This is a genomic window from Zhengella sedimenti (genome assembly GCF_046506625.1).
Taxonomy (GTDB): domain Bacteria; phylum Pseudomonadota; class Alphaproteobacteria; order Rhizobiales; family Rhizobiaceae; genus Zhengella; species Zhengella sedimenti.
In genome coordinates this window covers 43,198-59,639 of record NZ_JBKFFP010000006.1, presented here as the reverse complement: position 1 = coordinate 59,639, position 16,442 = coordinate 43,198, and the positions used below count along the sequence as shown (strand labels likewise).

22 protein-coding genes are annotated in these 16,442 nt (G+C 65.0%); 7 read left to right on the top strand and 15 right to left on the bottom strand.

The features are described 5' to 3' along the window. Positions 1–78: 78 nt before the first annotated feature. From rpsD to ACLB6G_RS16130, 4 genes are all read left to right on the top strand, one after another. Positions 79–696, top strand: coding sequence for a 30S ribosomal protein S4 (gene rpsD / locus ACLB6G_RS16145; RefSeq protein WP_410357238.1), 618 nt, complete (start codon positions 79–81; stop codon positions 694–696). Positions 697–854: 158 nt separating this feature from the next. After that, positions 855–1,814, top strand: coding sequence for a class I SAM-dependent methyltransferase (locus ACLB6G_RS16140; RefSeq protein WP_410357237.1), 960 nt, complete (start codon positions 855–857; stop codon positions 1,812–1,814). Between the two features lie 11 nt (positions 1,815–1,825). After that, positions 1,826–2,686: a tRNA 2-thiocytidine(32) synthetase TtcA gene (ttcA, locus tag ACLB6G_RS16135; RefSeq protein WP_410357236.1), complete on the top strand. Its 861-nt coding sequence runs from the start codon at positions 1,826–1,828 to the stop codon at positions 2,684–2,686. Continuing rightward, positions 2,686–3,513 (top strand): inositol monophosphatase family protein, encoded by an 828-nt coding sequence (locus ACLB6G_RS16130; protein ID WP_410357235.1) that lies wholly within the window; start codon positions 2,686–2,688, stop codon positions 3,511–3,513. Before ttcA ends, ACLB6G_RS16130 begins: the two co-directional genes overlap by 1 nt. 10 nt (positions 3,514–3,523) lie before the next feature. Here ACLB6G_RS16130 and ACLB6G_RS16125 read toward each other — a convergent pair whose 3' ends face one another. The 5 genes from ACLB6G_RS16125 to grxD all read right to left on the bottom strand — a co-directional run bounded on the left by ACLB6G_RS16125 (position 3,524) and on the right by grxD (position 7,357). After that, positions 3,524–4,321, bottom strand: coding sequence for an HvfC/BufC family peptide modification chaperone (locus ACLB6G_RS16125; protein WP_410357234.1), 798 nt, complete (start codon positions 4,319–4,321; stop codon positions 3,524–3,526). Beyond that, positions 4,318–5,178, bottom strand: a complete 861-nt coding sequence (gene bufB / locus ACLB6G_RS16120; RefSeq protein WP_410357233.1) for an MNIO family bufferin maturase — start codon at positions 5,176–5,178, stop codon at positions 4,318–4,320. The genes ACLB6G_RS16125 and bufB overlap by 4 nt, the downstream gene beginning before the upstream one ends. Positions 5,179–5,259: 81 nt before the next feature. Then, a complete protein-coding gene (gene bufA2, locus ACLB6G_RS16115; RefSeq protein ID WP_410357232.1) occupies positions 5,260–5,526 on the bottom strand; it encodes a BufA2 family periplasmic bufferin-type metallophore in 267 nt (88 codons plus the stop codon). A 152-nt stretch (positions 5,527–5,678) separates the two neighbouring features. Beyond that, the gene (locus tag ACLB6G_RS16110; RefSeq protein WP_410357231.1) at positions 5,679–6,926 is read right to left on the bottom strand and encodes a multidrug effflux MFS transporter; all 1,248 of its coding nucleotides are present in this window, start codon (positions 6,924–6,926) and stop codon (positions 5,679–5,681) included. A 95-nt stretch (positions 6,927–7,021) separates the two neighbouring features. Then, on the bottom strand, positions 7,022–7,357 hold the full coding sequence (gene grxD, locus ACLB6G_RS16105; RefSeq protein ID WP_410357230.1) for a Grx4 family monothiol glutaredoxin: 336 nt from the start codon (positions 7,355–7,357) through the stop codon (positions 7,022–7,024). Between the two features lie 113 nt (positions 7,358–7,470). On the opposite strand from grxD, the gene ACLB6G_RS16100 reads away from it, so the two are divergent. Continuing rightward, positions 7,471–8,295 (top strand): phosphodiester glycosidase family protein, encoded by an 825-nt coding sequence (locus ACLB6G_RS16100; protein WP_410357229.1) that lies wholly within the window; start codon positions 7,471–7,473, stop codon positions 8,293–8,295. A 25-nt stretch (positions 8,296–8,320) separates the two neighbouring features. Here ACLB6G_RS16100 and ACLB6G_RS16095 read toward each other — a convergent pair whose 3' ends face one another. The 9 genes from ACLB6G_RS16095 to purC are packed head-to-tail and all read right to left on the bottom strand — an operon-like array spanning position 8,321 to position 14,208. Further along, positions 8,321–8,581 (bottom strand): hypothetical protein, encoded by a 261-nt coding sequence (locus tag ACLB6G_RS16095; RefSeq protein WP_410357228.1) that lies wholly within the window; start codon positions 8,579–8,581, stop codon positions 8,321–8,323. A gap of 12 nt (positions 8,582–8,593) precedes the next feature. Next, positions 8,594–8,827 carry a BolA/IbaG family iron-sulfur metabolism protein gene (locus ACLB6G_RS16090; RefSeq protein ID WP_410357227.1) on the bottom strand — a complete coding sequence of 78 codons (234 nt, stop codon included), beginning with the start codon at positions 8,825–8,827 and terminating at the stop codon, positions 8,594–8,596. Between the two features lie 12 nt (positions 8,828–8,839). Continuing rightward, positions 8,840–11,071 carry a phosphoribosylformylglycinamidine synthase subunit PurL gene (gene purL / locus ACLB6G_RS16085; protein ID WP_410357226.1) on the bottom strand — a complete coding sequence of 744 codons (2,232 nt, stop codon included), beginning with the start codon at positions 11,069–11,071 and terminating at the stop codon, positions 8,840–8,842. 20 nt (positions 11,072–11,091) lie between these two features. Beyond that, positions 11,092–11,514 carry a hypothetical protein gene (locus tag ACLB6G_RS16080; protein WP_410357225.1) on the bottom strand — a complete coding sequence of 141 codons (423 nt, stop codon included), beginning with the start codon at positions 11,512–11,514 and terminating at the stop codon, positions 11,092–11,094. A gap of 4 nt (positions 11,515–11,518) precedes the next feature. After that, positions 11,519–12,181 (bottom strand): hypothetical protein, encoded by a 663-nt coding sequence (locus ACLB6G_RS16075; RefSeq protein WP_410357224.1) that lies wholly within the window; start codon positions 12,179–12,181, stop codon positions 11,519–11,521. Next, complete coding sequence (purQ, locus tag ACLB6G_RS16070) at positions 12,178–12,855, bottom strand: phosphoribosylformylglycinamidine synthase subunit PurQ (protein ID WP_410357223.1); 678 nt, start codon at positions 12,853–12,855, stop codon at positions 12,178–12,180. The genes ACLB6G_RS16075 and purQ overlap by 4 nt, the downstream gene beginning before the upstream one ends. Positions 12,856–12,875: 20 nt before the next feature. Further along, a complete protein-coding gene (locus ACLB6G_RS16065; RefSeq protein ID WP_410357222.1) occupies positions 12,876–13,109 on the bottom strand; it encodes a hypothetical protein in 234 nt (77 codons plus the stop codon). Between the two features lie 17 nt (positions 13,110–13,126). Further along, entirely contained in the window at positions 13,127–13,369 is a 243-nt protein-coding gene (gene purS, locus ACLB6G_RS16060) for a phosphoribosylformylglycinamidine synthase subunit PurS (protein WP_410357221.1), read from the bottom strand. 41 nt (positions 13,370–13,410) lie between these two features. Continuing rightward, positions 13,411–14,208: a phosphoribosylaminoimidazolesuccinocarboxamide synthase gene (gene purC, locus ACLB6G_RS16055; protein WP_410357220.1), complete on the bottom strand. Its 798-nt coding sequence runs from the start codon at positions 14,206–14,208 to the stop codon at positions 13,411–13,413. Between the two features lie 299 nt (positions 14,209–14,507). On the opposite strand from purC, the gene ACLB6G_RS16050 reads away from it, so the two are divergent. Continuing rightward, a complete protein-coding gene (locus ACLB6G_RS16050; protein WP_410357219.1) occupies positions 14,508–14,828 on the top strand; it encodes a DUF1476 domain-containing protein in 321 nt (106 codons plus the stop codon). Between the two features lie 106 nt (positions 14,829–14,934). Beyond that, positions 14,935–15,723 (top strand): HpcH/HpaI aldolase family protein, encoded by a 789-nt coding sequence (locus ACLB6G_RS16045; protein ID WP_410357218.1) that lies wholly within the window; start codon positions 14,935–14,937, stop codon positions 15,721–15,723. A gap of 30 nt (positions 15,724–15,753) precedes the next feature. On the opposite strand, the gene ACLB6G_RS16040 is transcribed toward ACLB6G_RS16045, so the two are convergent. Beyond that, complete coding sequence (locus ACLB6G_RS16040; RefSeq protein ID WP_410357217.1) at positions 15,754–16,308, bottom strand: RBBP9/YdeN family alpha/beta hydrolase; 555 nt, start codon at positions 16,306–16,308, stop codon at positions 15,754–15,756. Positions 16,309–16,442 lie beyond the last annotated feature (134 nt).

Below are 16,442 nucleotides of genomic sequence, written 5' to 3'. Positions count from 1 at the left end.
AAAAGGCTCCCAGAGGAGGGCGTGTTTCCTTCATCCGGTGCGTGAAGCGCCGGTTGTACCACTTTGAAAGGGAATGCGATGAGCAAGCGCGAATCCGCCAAGTACAAACTCGACCGCCGCATGGGCGAAAACATCTGGGGCCGCCCGAAGTCCCCGGTCAACAAGCGCGAATACGGCCCCGGCCAGCACGGCCAGCGCCGCAAGGGCAAGATGTCGGACTTCGGCGTCCAGCTGCGCGCAAAGCAGAAGCTGAAGGGCCATTACGGCGACATCTCCGAGAAGCAGTTCCGCGCTGTCTATGACGAGGCCGTGCGCCGCAAGGGCGATACGCCGGACAACCTGATCGGCCTGCTGGAATCGCGCCTCGACGCCATCGTCTACCGTGCCAAGTTCGTGCCGACGATCTTCGCCGCGCGCCAGTTCGTCAACCACGGCCATGTCATGGTCAATGGCAAGCGCACCAACATCCAGTCCTATCGCTGCCGTCCGGGCGACGTCATCGAGGTGCGCGAGAAGTCCAAGCAGCTCGCGCTCGTGCTGGAAGCCACGCAGCTCGCCGAGCGTGACGTGCCGGACTACATCGACGTCGATCACAACAAGATGGTCGCCACCTATACCCGCATCCCGGGCCTGGCCGATGTGCCCTATGCGGTGCAGATGGAGCCGAACCTGGTCGTCGAATTCTATTCGCGCTGACGGGTTTGCCGGTTTCTGCCGGTCACGATCGAAAGGCGGCTCTTCGGGGCCGCCTTTTTGCGTAGGGGCCGGTGCATTGATCCGCGCCCGGTGCTGACATGGCGCGGCGATGCGTCTATACGGGCGCGACGGCTGACACTATCGGACGAGTTCCCCAAATGACCGAGCCTTGCATGCTTTGCGGATCGACCCGCCACGAGACGGTTTCCACAAAGGACCGGCACGGAAATCCGCTAACGACCGTGCTTTGCATGGGCTGCGGCATCATCACCAACGATCCTATCCCCAGCGACGCGGAACTCGCCGCCTTCTACAGGACTGACTACCGCAAGGACTACAAGGGTGCCGAAAAGCCGCGGATGCGCCAGGTCTGGCGCAATTTCCAGCGCCTCGAACAGCATGTGAATGCCAATCGCGACATCTATGCCGGGCGAAAGAGGCTTCTCGATCTCGGATCCGGTTCGGGCGAGTTTTCCTTCCTGGCAAGCCGGCTGGGCATGGAATGCCACGGTGTCGAACCGAACGAGGACTACGCCGCCTACAGCCGCGAGGAACTGGGCCTGAACGTGGCCACGCAGACGCTTGAGGAGACGGATTTCCCGGAAGGCGCCTTCGACCTGATCCGGCTTTCCCACGTGCTGGAGCACATGCGTGACCCGGTCCGCTCGCTCAAGGTGCTGCGCGGCTGGCTGGCCGATGACGGGGTCATCTACATCGAGGTGCCGAACATCGAGCGCGAGGCCGACCTCAAGATGCGCGGCAGGATGTTCCACTTCGGCCACATCTTCAACTACAACCCGGTCACGTTGCGGCTGGCCGCCGGGCTGGCCGGGCTGGAGGAATTGCCCGCCGTGCGCGCGCGCAACGCGGACACCTGCGGCACCTTCTTCGTCAAGGCCGCGGCGCCGTTCACGCCGGACGCCGACCTCGAAGCCAATGCCCGGCGCATGAAGGCAGCCATGGACAGCCACAATGCACGCACCCTGCCCAGGCCGAAAGAGGGAACGGCCCTCGGGCGCTTCTTTCGGATCAACCGGCAGCGGGTCTCGGAAGTGCTCGCTGCCCGGCGGTTTGCCACGCACCGGCAGATCGCGGACCATTTCGGCAACCGTATCTGACGGGAGGGCCCATGACGGTTCACGCTGACATCGTGGAAGAGGATGGCGCGGCCTGCCATCCGCTGTTTTCCGGCATCGCGACATCCGTCGAATTCAACAAGCTGCGCAAGCGCCTGCTGCGCCAAACGCGCCAGGCCATCGACGATTACGCCATGGCGCGGGCCGGGGAGCGCTGGCTCGTCGCGCTGTCCGGCGGCAAGGATTCCTACGGCTTGCTGGCGGTGCTGCTCGACCTGAAGTGGCGCGGCCTGCTTCCGGTCGACCTTCTCGCCTGCAATCTCGACCAGGGGCAGCCGAACTTTCCTAAGCATGTGCTGCCGGACTGGCTCAACGCGCATGGCATCGCGCACCGCATCGAATACCAGGACACCTATTCGGTGGTGACGGACAAGCTGCCGGAGAGCGCCACATACTGCTCGCTCTGCTCGCGGCTGAGGCGCGGCCATCTCTACCGCATCGCGCGGGAGGAGGGGTGTTCGGCGCTGGTGCTGGGTCACCACCGCGAGGACATCCTGGAAACCTTCTTCATGAACCTTTTCCATGGCGGTCGCCTGGCCGCCATGCCGCCGAGGCTCGTCAACGACGAGGGCGACGTTGAGGTGTTGCGTCCGCTCGCCTTCTGCGCCGAGGCCGACCTGGAGAAGTTCGCGCGTCACATGGCGTTTCCGATCATCCCGTGCGACCTGTGCGGAAGCCAGGACGGGCTGCAACGCAATGCCATGAAGGCCATGCTCAACGATATCGAGACGCGCATGCCGGGCCGAAAGGACACCATGATCCGGGCGCTCGCCAATGTGCGGCCGAGCCATCTGTTGGACCGCAAGCTCTTCGATTTCGCCGCGCTCGCGGCCAAACCGTCAAAGGACGATTGATGCGCTTTTCCGACAATGATCTGGACTGGCTGGCGGAATGCCTGCAACGCGCCGCCCGCCAGGAAATCCTGCCGCGTTTCCGCCAGCTTGGGAGCAGCGACATTCGCGAGAAGACATCCGGCTCCGATCTCGTGACCGAGGCGGACGTGAATGCCGAGCGCGTCATCACCGCTGAACTGAAGGCGCGGTTTCCCGGCGTGCGGGTGGTCGGCGAGGAGGCCGTTTCGGCCGATGAGAGCCTGCAGCACGGCTTTGCCGGCGAGGGGCTGGCTGTGACCATCGACCCGGTGGACGGCACGTTCAATTTCGCCTCCGGCGTCGCGGTGTTTGGGGTGATGGCGGCGGTGGTGCTGGACGGCGAGACGGTGGCTGGCGTGATCCACGATCCGATCGGCGGCGACACGATGGTCACGACGCGGGGCGGGGGAACCTTCGTGCGCCGCGATGGCGCGCCGGACCGGCGGCTCAAGGCGGCAACTGCACTTCCTGTCGAACGCATGATCGGCGCGGTCTCATGGCAGAATGCCACGCTGGAGGAGCGCATCCGGCTGGCGTCCGGCCATGCGCGCTTCGAGGCGCCGGTCTGTTACCGCTGCGCGGCGCTGGACTACCGGATGCTGGCCGACGGTCACATGCATTTTTCCTACTACTCGAAGCTGACGCCGTGGGACCATCCGGGCGGTGCGCTGGCGCACATGGAAGCCGGCGGCCATGTCGCCAAGCTCGATGGCACGCCCTATCGCGCGGATGATCTGGACGGGCACCTGCTGGCCGCACCCGATCCCGATAGCTGGCAGGAGATCCGCGCGGTCCTGCTTGGCCGCTGAACCGGGACGGTCAGGACGGATTGGCCAGGGCGAAGCGGCTGACAAGGCCGGTCTCGACCCAGCCGCGCAGATAACCCGCGACGCGCATGGCGGCGTTGTCCGGATCGTCCATCATGGCCGCCATTTCGCACAGCAGGCCGAAATGGGCGCCAGCCCGGGTTTCGCGCAGCAGCATGGCCTCTTCCGGGTCCAGCGGGCGATAGCGCGCCTGCATCTCCATGCGCCAGACGAGGACGGGTGCGCCGCCCTCAGAAAATTCAGGCGCCGGCGGCGGTTCGTCCTGCCGCAGGGCACCGAAGATGCTTGCCGCGTTGGTCGAAAGATCGAGTAGCTGCAACGAGGGATGCAGATGCAAGCGCATGCCCATCGCCGCTTCCGGCGGCACGCGTGCCATGTCATCGAGCCCGGCGGCCGCGCCATCGGGTGCGTCGAAGGCGCATGACAGCGCCCATTGCAGGGCCGCGAGGTCGCCAATGACGGGATGCCGGCTCCATGGTTCCGTTCCGCCGGCAAAGGCGGCGAAGCGTTCGCCATACCAGCGGGCATTGCGGGTGGTTGAGGGGCAGGCGTCGATATAGGCCTGCGAAAGGAGGTCGAACTGCTCGTCGCCGAGGAAGGCATGCAGGGCGTCGTAGTCGTCGCGCAGGATGCCGGCGAGGCGCAAACGGTAGGCCTCGCGATAGGTTGCCAGCCGCTCGGCCCGGCTGTTGTGCGGCGGCGCGGCGATCAGCGCCAGGGCAGCGTCGTCGCCGTCCTTGATGGCGGCCTGCATGCTTGCCTGCAATTGCGCGAGCGTCGGGCCGGTCATGCGGCGCGCGCCTTCGCAGCATCGCCGAGGACGTCCCGCGCGATGGCGCGGGCGCGATCCAGTTCGGCGAGGAGATCGGCCAGTGGCGGGATGTTGTCGTCGCGCTCGATCATGGTGGAGACAGGACCGAAGCGTCGCAGTGCCTCGCCATAGAGGTCGAAGACCTCGTCGCAGACGGGCTGGTCATGGGTGTCGATCAGATGGCCGTTGCCTTCGGAATGGCCCGCGAGATGGAACTGGACGACCCGGTCGACGGGAATGGCATCGACGAAGCGCGCGGTGTCGAAGGCGTGGTTCTCGCCGGAGACGAAGACGTTGTTGAGGTCGAGGAGTAGCCAGCAGTCGGCGCGCCGGGCCATTTCGGCCACGAACTCCCATTCGCTCATCTCGCTGCCGGCATATTCGATGTAGGAGGACACGTTCTCGATGGCGATGCGCCGGCCGAGGAAATCCTGGACACGGGAAATGCGGTCGCAGACATGGGTCAGCGCCTCTTCCGTGTAGGGCACGGGCAGCAAGTCGTGCAGGTTCACGCCATGGACGCCCGTCCAGCAAAGATGGTCGGATACCCAGCGCGGATCGACCCGGTCGGCCAGAGCCTTCAACTGCCCGAGATACTCCATGTCGAGCGGCGCGGTGGAGGCGATGGAAAGCGAGACGCCATGCATGACGAGCGGATAGCGTTCGCGGACGCGCTCAAGCATGCGCATCGGTTGCCCGCCGCGCACGAAATAGTTTTCCGAAATGATTTCGAACCAGTCGATCTCCGGTTCGCCTTCGAGGATCTCGGCGTAGTGCTTCGGGCGCAGGCCGAGGCCAAAACCCAGATATTCCGGTTTTTCGTCATGAAGCGTCATGAATTGCTCCAGAAGCAAGGGATGTCACCGGAAACGGGCAGGTGGAAGGCCCCCGCATTCCACCTGCCGACGGCTCGATCCTCAGCTATCGAGGACCTTGCCGCCCTTGGCTTCGCATTCCGACTTGGTCAGCGAAATGAAGCCATGGCCCTTGCAGGAGTTCTGGCCCTTGCAGGAATTGGAAGCGGTGGCGCACTCGCTGGTTCCCTTGCAGGAATTCACGCCTGAGCACTTGACCATGCCGTCCGCGGCCTGGGCCGTGGTGACGGCAACCGGAGCCATGCCGGAAATCGCCAGGGTGAACGCAGCGGCGGCGAGCGCCGCACCGGACTTGCCGATATGTTTCATGTTGTCTCTCCCATCTGGGTTGAAGCCTCACGCGTCTTGCGTGCAGGGAGATAAGACTGAACACTGTGTTCAATGGGAAGGCACGATGTCGTGAGCGTTGCGTGCGCGCCAGTGACGGAAAATTGGTTGCATCAAGGAATATGAGTTAGCGCTTAAATAGCAGAATCAGCCGTCGACGGGCCGACCGAGAATAGCCGGCCTTTCTCGGCGATCAGCACGAAAACAAGGGCTGCGGCGGAAACCACCGCGAAGCCGGCCATGACGGGCGTGATCGTGCCGTTGAAGGACTGGCCTATCCCCGCGCCGATGAGCGCGCTGCCGGTGGTCTGGAAGAAGCCCTGCGCCGAGGACGCAATGCCGGCGACGCGGCCGAGCGGTTCCATGGCGATGGAGCTGAAATTGGACGTCAGCATGCCGAAGGCGCACATGGCGACGGTGAACAGGGCGAGGAAGAGCGGCAGCGGAACCGTGCCGCCCAGCGACAGGAGCAGCAGCGTCATGCTCATGGAGAGGAACACGAACAGCGCGGTATGGGAGACGCGGCGCATGCCATGGCGCTGCACGATGCGGGAGTTGAGCCAGGAGAAGAAGGCCATGGAGCCGGCAACGAGGGCAAAGACCAGGGGAAAGGCGTTGCCGAGCCCGTAGATGCCGACATAGATCTGCTGGACGGTATTGATGAAACCGAACAGCGCCGACAGGATCGCCGTCATGGCGAGCGTGTACCAGAGCGACATGCGGTTGGTGACGACGGCTCGGAAGCCCGCCGCGATGGCGCGGAAGGATACCGGCCGGCGGTTGTCCGGCGCCAGCGTTTCGGGAATGCGCAAGCCCATCCAGGCGATCACGGCAGCACCGCCAAAGCCCATGAACAGGAAAATGGTGTGCCATTCGCCAGCCAGCAGGATCGCCTGGCCAAGCGCGGGCGCGATCACCGGCATGATCATGAAGACCATGAAGACCAGCGACATGATTTCCGCCATGGCGCGTCCGCCGGCGACATCGCGCACCATGGCGACGGTCAGCACGCGGGTGGATGCCGCGCCGGCGCCCTGCAACAGGCGAAGCAGGAGCAGCGTCTCGAAATCCGGGGCGTAGGCGGCGGCAAGCGCGGCGAGCACATAGATCGTCAGGCCCGCCATCAGCGGACCCTTTCGCCCGAACCGGTCCGAAAGCGGACCGAAGACGAGTTGCATGGAGCCGAAGCCGAGCAGATAGGCGGTGATGACGAATTGCCGCTCGTTCTCGTCAGCCACGCCGAGCGAGGCGCCGATCTCCTGCATGCCGGGCAGCATGATGTCGATGGCCAGCGCGTTCAGCGCCATGAGGGCGGCCATGACGGCAACGAATTCGGCGCGGCCAACGGCAAGCGGCCATGCGGTTTCACGGGTCAGCGACATGGCGCACCTGTCTGTTGCCGGTCAGGGAATCAATCAAATGAAAACGGCGCGCCGGTCAGGCGCGCCGCAAGAACTTGCGGGTATTTCCTGGGAAATCACGCGGCCGAGGTGGTTTCGATGCCCTTTTCGGACAGGTGCTGCTGCAGTTCGCCGGCCTGGAACATCTCGCGGATGATGTCGCATCCGCCGACGAATTCGCCCTTCACGTAAAGCTGCGGGATGGTCGGCCAGTTGGAATAGTCCTTGATGCCCTGACGCATCTCGTCGGAGGCCAGCACGTTGATGCCCTTGTACTCGACGCCCAGATAGTCGAGAATCTGGACCACCTGACCGGAAAAGCCGCATTGCGGAAAGCCCGGAGTGCCCTTCATGAACAGCACAACGTCACTGGACTTCACTTCCTGGTCAATCAATTCCCTGATGTCGCTCATTGCTTCTATCCTCTTCCTGCCGGATTCAAGGTCCGGCGGTTTCCTGACCCCTCAAATAGCGCGCAAGCTTCGCCTGCACAAGCGTTGCCATCTTCCGAAAGCACCATGCGGCCATGAATCAGGGACATGAAAGGGCATGGCGCGCCGTCACCTTCATCGTGCTGCTCCTGGCCGTGGCAGGCGCGGCCATCTACAGCATCCGGTCGCGTGACCGGGCCGGACCTGTCATGGAGAGCCGCGTGGACATCGACCCGCTTCTGCCGCCCGCATGCCGCTTTGCCGTCCACGAGGGCGAGGGATTCATCGCCTGCAGGTTCGACCCGCGTGCCGTGCGGTTCGAGCTTGCCCATGCGCGGCCCGACGGAAGCGTCCATGGTTCGCTTTCAGCCTATCTTGAAGACACCGGGCAGGCCGGAGCCATGCCCGTGGCCGCCATGAATGCGGGCATGTATCACCCGGACATGCGCCCGGTCGGCCTGCACGTGGAGCAGGGCAGGGAAATTGCCCCGCTGGACACGGGAGAAGGCGAGGGGAACTTCTATCTCAAGCCGAACGGGGTCTTCTTCATCGATGCCGAAGGCCGTGCAGGCGTGATGGAGACGCAGGCCTTCGCCCAGTCGGGCATCCGGCCCTGGCTGGCCACGCAATCCGGGCCGATGCTGGTGATCGATGGCGCGGTGCATCCGCGCTTCCTGCCTGACGGCTCGTCCCGCTTCATCCGCAATGGCGTCGGCGTCGCCGCCGATGGCGCGGTGGTGCTGGCGATCAGCCGCGATCCGGTCTCGCTCGGCCTGTTCGCCCGCGCGTTCCGGGACAAGTTCTCGTGTCCCGACGCACTCTTCCTCGACGGCGGCATTTCGGCCTTCGCGGCCAATGGGCGGATCGTGGTCGGCGGCAAGGAGCCCGCCGGACCGATCCTCGCGGTCTTCGCCAGGTAGCGAGGCAGGCCCGCGGCCGCGGCGATCAACGTTTCGTGCGCCGCCGCGCAGCGGATTTCGCGCGGGTCTTGCGTTGCGCGGTCTTGGAGCGGCGGCGCGCGGTCGCCTTGCGGCTGGTCTGCTTTTTTGCCGGCGCGATCAGTTTTTCCAGTTCGCTGACAATGGCGCCGGTGACGCCGCCGGAAGCCTTGCGGCGCCGGCGCGCCGTGCGGCGCGGTTTCCTCATGATTTCCCGCAAGGCGCCGTCGACGGTTTCGGAAATGAGGTCCGAAAGGATGTTCGCCATGACCGGGCCGCCTCAATCCGGTGCGGATGTCTGCAGGGCGAGCGCGTGGAGGACGCCGCCCATGTTGCCCTTCAGCGCCTCGTAGACCATCTGGTGCTGCTGCACGCGGCTCTTGCCGCGGAAGCTCTCCGAGACGACCTCGGCGGCATAGTGGTCGCCGTCGCCGGCCAGATCGCGAATCGTCACCTTCGCGTCGGGAATGGCTTCCTGGATGAGCTTCTTGATGTCGCCGGCGTCCATCGGCATGGGGAGGCCTCCTCAGGCTGCGTCGGCGCTTTCGACGAACTCGCCGGCCATGAAGTCCGGGAACCACGATTCGTGCGCCTGTTTCATCTCGTCCAAGGATATGGACAGGATGGAGCCCGCCGTCAACGCAGACCCGCCGGCCTTGCCAAGGATGCGGAAAGGCAAGCCGGCACCTTCGGCGTTGATGGTGAGCCAGTTGGCCATGTCCGCGCCGACAGCCACGACATAACGGGCCTGATCCTCGCCGAAGAGCAGCGCATGGGCCTGGCCATCGCCGATGTCGATATCGGCGCCGACTCCAGCCGCCAGGCACATTTCCGCGACCGCGATGATGAGGCCGCCATCGGAAATGTCGTGGCAGGCCTTGATCTGGCCATTGGAAATGGCCGAACGCAGGAATTCGCCGTTGCGCTTCTCGATGGCGAGATCGACGGCCGGCGGCGGACCATAGGCCTCGCCCAGCACGTCGCGAAGATAGACCGACTGGCCCAGATGCGTGCCGTCGCCGCCAAGCAGGATCAGCACGTCGCCCTCGGCGAAAGTCCCGATCCGGGTCATCTTGCCCCAGTCGGGGATCAGGCCGACACCGCCAATGGTGGGGGTGGGCAGGATCGCCACGCCGTTGGTCTCGTTGTAGAGAGAGACGTTGCCCGAGACGATCGGCATGTCGAGGGCCGCGCAGGCCTCGCCGATGCCTTCGATGGCCTTGACGAGCTGGCCCATGATCTCCGGCTTTTCCGGATTGCCGAAATTCAGGTTGTCGGTGGCGGCCAGCGGCAGGGCACCCGTGGCGGTCAGGTTGCGCCAGCATTCGGCCACGGCCTGCTTGCCGCCTTCATAGGGGTCCGCCTCGACATAGCGGGGCGTGACGTCGGAGGAAAAGGCGAGCGCCTTGGTCTCGTGCCCGTCGACGCGGATGACGCCGGCATCGCCGCCGGGGATCTGGAGGGAATTGCCCTGGATCAGCGTGTCATACTGCTCCCAGACCCAGCGCCGCGACGAACCGTTGGCCGAGCCCAGCAGCCGGAGCACCGCCGCGCCATAGTCGTCCGGTTCGGCGACATTGGAGGCGTGCAGCGGCGCGTGGCGCCCGGGCTCCATCCACGGGCGGTCGTATTCGGGCGCCTCGTCGCCCAGTTCCTTGATCGGCAGGTTCGCCACTTCCTCGCCCTGGTGCAGGATGCGGAAGCGCAGGTCGTCTGTCGTCTTGCCGACAATGGCGAAGTCGAGCCCCCACTTGACGAAGATCGCCTTGGCCTCGTCTTCCTTTTCCGGGCGCAGCACCATGAGCATGCGCTCCTGGCTTTCCGACAGCATCATCTCGTAGGCGCTCATGCGCTCCTCGCGCACCGGCACGCGGTCCAGGTCCAGTTCGATGCCCAGATCGCCCTTGGCGCCCATTTCCACCGCCGAGCAGGTGAGGCCGGCCGCGCCCATGTCCTGGATGGCGATGACGGCCCCGGTCTGCATGAGTTCGAGGCAGGCCTCCAGCAGGCATTTCTCGGTGAAGGGATCGCCGACCTGAACGGTCGGGCGCTTCTCGTCGATGGAATCGTCGAATTCCGCGGAGGCCATGGTCGCGCCGCCGACGCCGTCGCGGCCGGTCTTGGCGCCGAGATAGACCACGGGCAGGCCGACGCCCTCGGCCTTTGAGTAGAAGATGGCGTCGGTCTTCGCCAGGCCTGCCGCGAAGGCATTGACAAGGCAGTTGCCGTTGTAGCGGGGGTCGAACTCGACTTCACCGCCGACGGTCGGAACACCGAAGGAATTGCCGTAGCCGCCGACGCCGGCGACGACGCCGGAGACAAGGTGGCGGGTCTTGGGATGATCCGGTTCGCCGAAGCGCAGCGCGTTCATCGCCGCCACCGGGCGCGCGCCCATGGTGAAGACATCGCGCAGGATTCCGCCGACGCCCGTCGCGGCACCCTGGTAGGGCTCGATGTAGGACGGGTGGTTGTGGCTCTCCATCTTGAAGACCACGCAATCGCCGTCGCCGATATCGACCACGCCGGCATTCTCGCCCGGGCCCTGGATGACCTGCGGGCCGGAGGTCGGCAAGGTGCGCAGCCATTTCTTGGATGACTTGTAGGAGCAGTGCTCGTTCCACATGGCGGAAAAGATGCCAAGCTCGGTGAAGGTCGGTTCGCGGCCGATCAGGGCGAGGATGCGCTGGTACTCGTCCGGCTTCAGGCCATGGGCGGCAACCAGGTCGTCGGTGATGCGGATGTCGTTGGGAATGCTCATCTTGTCTCTGCCAGTTCCTGTCAGGCCTTGCAGCCGGTGCCGCCGGTCGCCCAGCGCGTCACGTCGGTGTTGATGCGGGCCGAAAGCTGCCCCTGTGCCAGCGGCCCGTAGGTTGTCAGTCTCACCGGGCTGCCCTCGGCCTCGATCACCAGTTGCGGCAGGCCCTGCGCTGCCCGGGCGCGCACGAGCAGAAGCCGTGGCTTGCCGACGCGCGTATCCAGTTCGGGGATCAGGCGGTAGTCCGAGAAGGCCCGGTCGTTCGAACGGATCCAGCAGGCATGGGCTTCGCCGTTGACCTTCTGCAAGACGGCCACGGCGGCGTTATTGTCCACCGTGGCGATCAACGGGCCGCCGGCCGGTTCCGTCTGGCAGGCGGCCAGTGCCGCAGCCGCGATCATCGCGGGGAGGAGAACGGCGGTACGGGCGGGGCTGGTTCGCACCATGGCTTCACCGCAACGCCTTGATGATCTGGCTGTGGACCTCGCGCGCAATGACCCAGTTCTCCGTCATGTTCCAGTGGCTTTCGGAAATATAGGTGATGTCGGCGCGGTCGCGGATGTCGATGTTCTCGACGCGTCCGGCCATGCCGTCGGGCACATCCAGCGCCTTGCCGAAGGCATTTACCTCCGTGACCAACGCGTTCACCGACAGGTAGTAGTTGCGGTAGCGGCCCACGGATGGCGAAACGGGGCCGCCCAGTGTCGGGTCCATCGTGATGACGAGACTGATCGGCACGCCCCTTGCCGCAAGGTCGCTGGCGAGCGAAAGCGCGGCGTTGGCACCAAAGGAATGGCCGACGAAGATGATCGGACCGCTGAGCGTGGAAGACAGGATCTCGTTCTGCGCATCGCCTTTTTCCCGCCAGGAAAAGACGCGCGCGGTGATCCCCTGTTGTGCCAGCCGTCCGGCAATGTCGTCCAGGCCCCTGGAAAAGGCACCGCCGAAGAAGCCGCGGAAGAAATAGACCTGGGCGGCCTGCGCCGGCATGGCGTGCGACGGCGCCAACGAGGCCGGAAAGGCGGCAGCCATGGCCAGAAACAGGGTCAGCATCGCGGCGCGGCGCGTCCAGCCGCGCGTGCGGTCTCCTGCCCTGGCCGCCGCCTGCCTCATGCGGCGATCCCGGCCATGCCCAGTGCGCTTTCGAAGAGCGCGCGGCCGTCTTCGCCGCCATGGGCCGGCTCGATCAGGTTTTCCGGATGCGGCATCATGCCCAGCACGTTGCCCGCTTCGTTGACGATGCCGGCAATGTCGTTGACCGAGCCGTTCGGATTGGTGCCTTCGGCATAGCGGAAGACGACCTGTCCCTTGTCCTCGATACGCTTGAGCGTTTCGGGATCGGCGAAATAGTTGCCATCGTGATGGGCGACGGGGCAGCGGATGACCTGCCCCTGTGCGTAGCCGCTGGTGAACACGGTCGCGGCATTGGCCACTTCCAGCTTCACCTCGCGGCAGACGAAATGCAGCGATGCATTGCGCATCAGCGCGCCGGGCAGGAGGCCGGCTTCCAGCAGGATCTGGAACCCGTTGCAAACGCCCATCACGCGCACGCCCTTCGCCGCCTTCTCCCGCACGGCATCGAGCACGGGCATGCGCGCCGCGATGGCGCCGCAGCGCAGGTAGTCGCCGTAGGAGAATCCGCCGGGAATGACGACGAGATCGACATCGGGAATGGACGTGTCGGTCTGCCAGACGGTGACGGGGGGCGTTCCGGATATCTTCGTCAGCGCCGCGATCATGTCGCGGTCGCGATTGAGGCCGGGGAGGAGGATGACCGCTGCTTTCATTCGTCGAACCTGAACCTTTCTCAAGCCCCGGCCGGTTCGCGCGGTTCGAGCTGATACCCGATCCGTGCGCGGCAACCGTCCTGGCGGGCGAGGATGCCGTGGGTGTTGTGCATGCCGGCCTGAACGGACACCACGGCTGCGCGCATGTTGCTGATCCCGGCCTCTGTCCCGTTGGGAGTCGTGTCGATCAAGTCGAAACGGGAAGCAAACCGCTTCGGCAGTTCAACCATCAACGCGTTCGTCACTTCCGTCATGGCAGTTTCCTGCAACCTCAGGTGATGGCGACAGTGTAGTCCTCAATCACCGTGTTGGCGAGCAGCTTTTCGGCCATGGCCTTCAATTCGGTCTCGGCACGGGCCCGATCATCATGATCGAGTTCGATGTCGAAGACCTTGCCCTGGCGCACATGGCCGACGCCGGAAAAGCCCAGCGTTCCGAGCGCGCCCTCGATGGCCTTGCCCTGCGGGTCCAGAACGCCGTTCTTCAATGTGACGGTGACGCGTGCCTTGATCACTTGTTGTCTGTCCTTGCTTGCCTGACTGTCGCGGCGGCGGCTCAGTGGACCGAGCCGCCGTCCTTGTCGTCCTTGCTGGAAACGAGCACCGGACCGGAGGAACGCGGCGGCTCGTTCTCGTTGATGATGCCCAGGCGCCGGGCCACTTCCTGATAGGCCTCGACGAGGCCGCCCATGTCGCGGCGGAAGCGGTCCTTGTCCAGCTTGTCCTGGGTGGCGACATCCCAGAGGCGGCAGGAATCCGGCGAGATCTCGTCGGCGAGCACGATGCGCATCATGTCGCCTTCCCAGAGCCGGCCGCATTCGATCTTGAAGTCGACAAGCTGGATGCCGACGCCCAGGAACATGCCCGACAGGAAGTCGTTGATGCGGATGGCCAGCGCCATGATGTCGTCGATCTCCTGCGGCGAAGCCCAGCCGAAGGCCGTGATATGCTCCTCGGAGACCATGGGGTCGTCGAGCGCGTCGGCCTTGTAGTAGAACTCGATGATGGAGCGCGGCAGGACCGTGCCTTCCTCGATGCCGAGCCGCTTGGACAGCGAGCCCGCGGCCACGTTGCGCACCACGATCTCGAGCGGGATGATCTCGACTTCCTTGATCAGCTGCTCACGCATGTTGAGGCGGCGGATGAAGTGGGTGGGAATGCCCATGCGGTTGAGATTGGTGAATATGTGCTCCGAGATCCGGTTGTTGAGCACGCCCTTGCCATCGACGATCTCGTGCTTCTTGGCATTGAACGCAGTGGCGTCGTCCTTGAAGAACTGGATCAGCGTGCCCGGCTCGGGGCCTTCATAAAGGATCTTTGCCTTGCCTTCGTAGATGCGGCGGCGACGGTTCATGGGCTTTTCTCTTCAAGACCTTGCGCGCTCAGGGGCGCGGCGCGCGAACGCGGAATCAGTTTGGCGGCACGCAATCGCGCACCGTCCTTGCCGGCGTCTCTAAACCAAAGCCGGGTTTTGCTCAATGGCCGTCGCACGCCATCAACCGCTTTCTGCCCGCAGAATTTGCGCCGAACGCGGCGATGGTCGCGTTTTCAAGTGGAAAGCCTTTTGCTAAGAGAACGCAAAACCCATATTGGGGTAGCCTCAATCATGCCCCGCCGGCTTGTCCGGCGCGCCCAGACACAAGGATCGTTTCAATGAGCCAGATGAGTGACCGCGAAAAGGCCTTCGAGAACAAGTTTGCCCATGACGAGGAACTGAAGTTCAGGGCCATGGCGCGCCGCAACAAGCTGCTTGGCCTGTGGGCCGCGGAGAAGATGGGCAAGACCGGCGACGCCGCCGAGGCCTATGCCAAGGAAGTGGTACTCGCCGATTTCGAGGAAGCCGGCGACGAGGACGTGTTCCGCAAGATCCGTGGTGACTTCGACGCCGCCGGCGTGGACCAGTCCGACCACCAGATCCGCCGCACCATGGACGAACTGCTTGCCACGGCGGCCGAGCAGGTGACCAAGGAATAAGGCGGGACGTTTCCCGCGGGGATTGACGGCCGTCCGGTCTTGCCGGGCGGCCGTTTTGCTTGCAAGGATGGCGCTCATGCCGGCCAATGGCGGCGAGGAGGAAGAGATGTCGAGACTTACCAGCCTGGCCGACCGCATGCGGGCCGGCGAAACCCTGCTCAGCGCATGGTCGGCCATTCCCGATCCGGTGACGATGGAGGCGGTGGCCGCGACGGCGTTCGACACGGTCATTCTCGACATGCAGCATGGTGGCCATGACGACGGTTCGGTGCTGCGCTGCCTGCCGCCGGTGCTCGCGGCAGGAAAGCCGGCCATCGTGCGCATTCCCGTCGGCCGTTTCGACATGGCCAGCCGTGCGCTGGATTTCGGCGCCGACGCCGTCATCGCGCCGATGATCAACACGCTCGACGATGCCCGCCGCTTTGCCGCGGCGATGAAGTATCCGCCCGCCGGGGGGCGGTCGTGGGGACCGACCATCGGTACCGCCCGGCGTGGCATGGCCGGCGGTCAGGCCTACCTGGAATGCGCCAATGCGCAGACGCTGGCCTTTGCCATGATCGAGACGCGCGAAGCCTTCGAGATCGCCGACGACATTCTCGACGTGGACGGGATCGACGGGGTGTTTGTCGGTCCGTCGGACTTTTCCATTGCATGGTCGGGCGGCCACCGGATCGACCCGCTGATGGACGACATGATGGAGGCCATCGGCGCGATCGCCGCAAAGGCGACGGCACGCGGCAAGCTCTCCGCCATCTACGCCATCAACACGGCGATCTGCGCGACCTATGCCGCCATGGGCTACCGCCTGATGGCGGTGGCGACGGAAGGGCTCTACATGGCCGCCGGCGCGGCGCAGATGGTTGCCGAGGCCCGCGAGGCCATGGACAAGGGCTGAAACAGGCCGGGCCTTGTTCCCGGCTTCCGGTCAGGCTTTCAGGTGGGACAGGAACTTGGCGAACACCATGGACCCCTCCGGCCAGGGACCGTGCCCGGATTCGGCGTTGATGTGGCCGCTTTCGCCGCCATCGAGAAAGAGCGCGCCCCAGCTTGCTGCCAGGTCTTCGGCCACGTCGAAGGCGCAGAACGGGTCGTTGCGGCTGGCAATCACCACCGCGGGAAAGGGCAGGGGATCGCGCGGATAGGGGCCGAAGGTCATCAGGTGCTTCGGCCGGATGGCCGGATTGGCGGTATCCGGCGGCGCGGCGAAGAAGGCGCCGGCGACCTTGCCGCGAATCGCCTGCGCGCCCAGCACGCAAATCGCGGCCCCCAGTGAATGGCCGACAAGCACGACCGGTTTTTCCGCGCGTTCCACCTCTTCGACAAGGCGGCCCACCCAGTCCTCGCGCACCGGCTTGCTCCAGGCGTCCTGCTCGACGCGCCGCGCCGTGGAGAGCCTGCCCTGCCAGCGGGACTGCCAGTGATCGGGGCCGGAACCGGTATAGCCGGGGACGATCAGGATTTCGCATTCGGATGATTTCATGGGCGCGCATGTAATGCAGCCGCTTTCGCCCTGCAAGGCGCAATCCGTGCCGTCACGGCGCCTCTTGCCATGATGTACAGGCCGCCCGGTGTGAAAACGGACCAATCTGCGCTATACTCTGCTTTTGAGGGGTC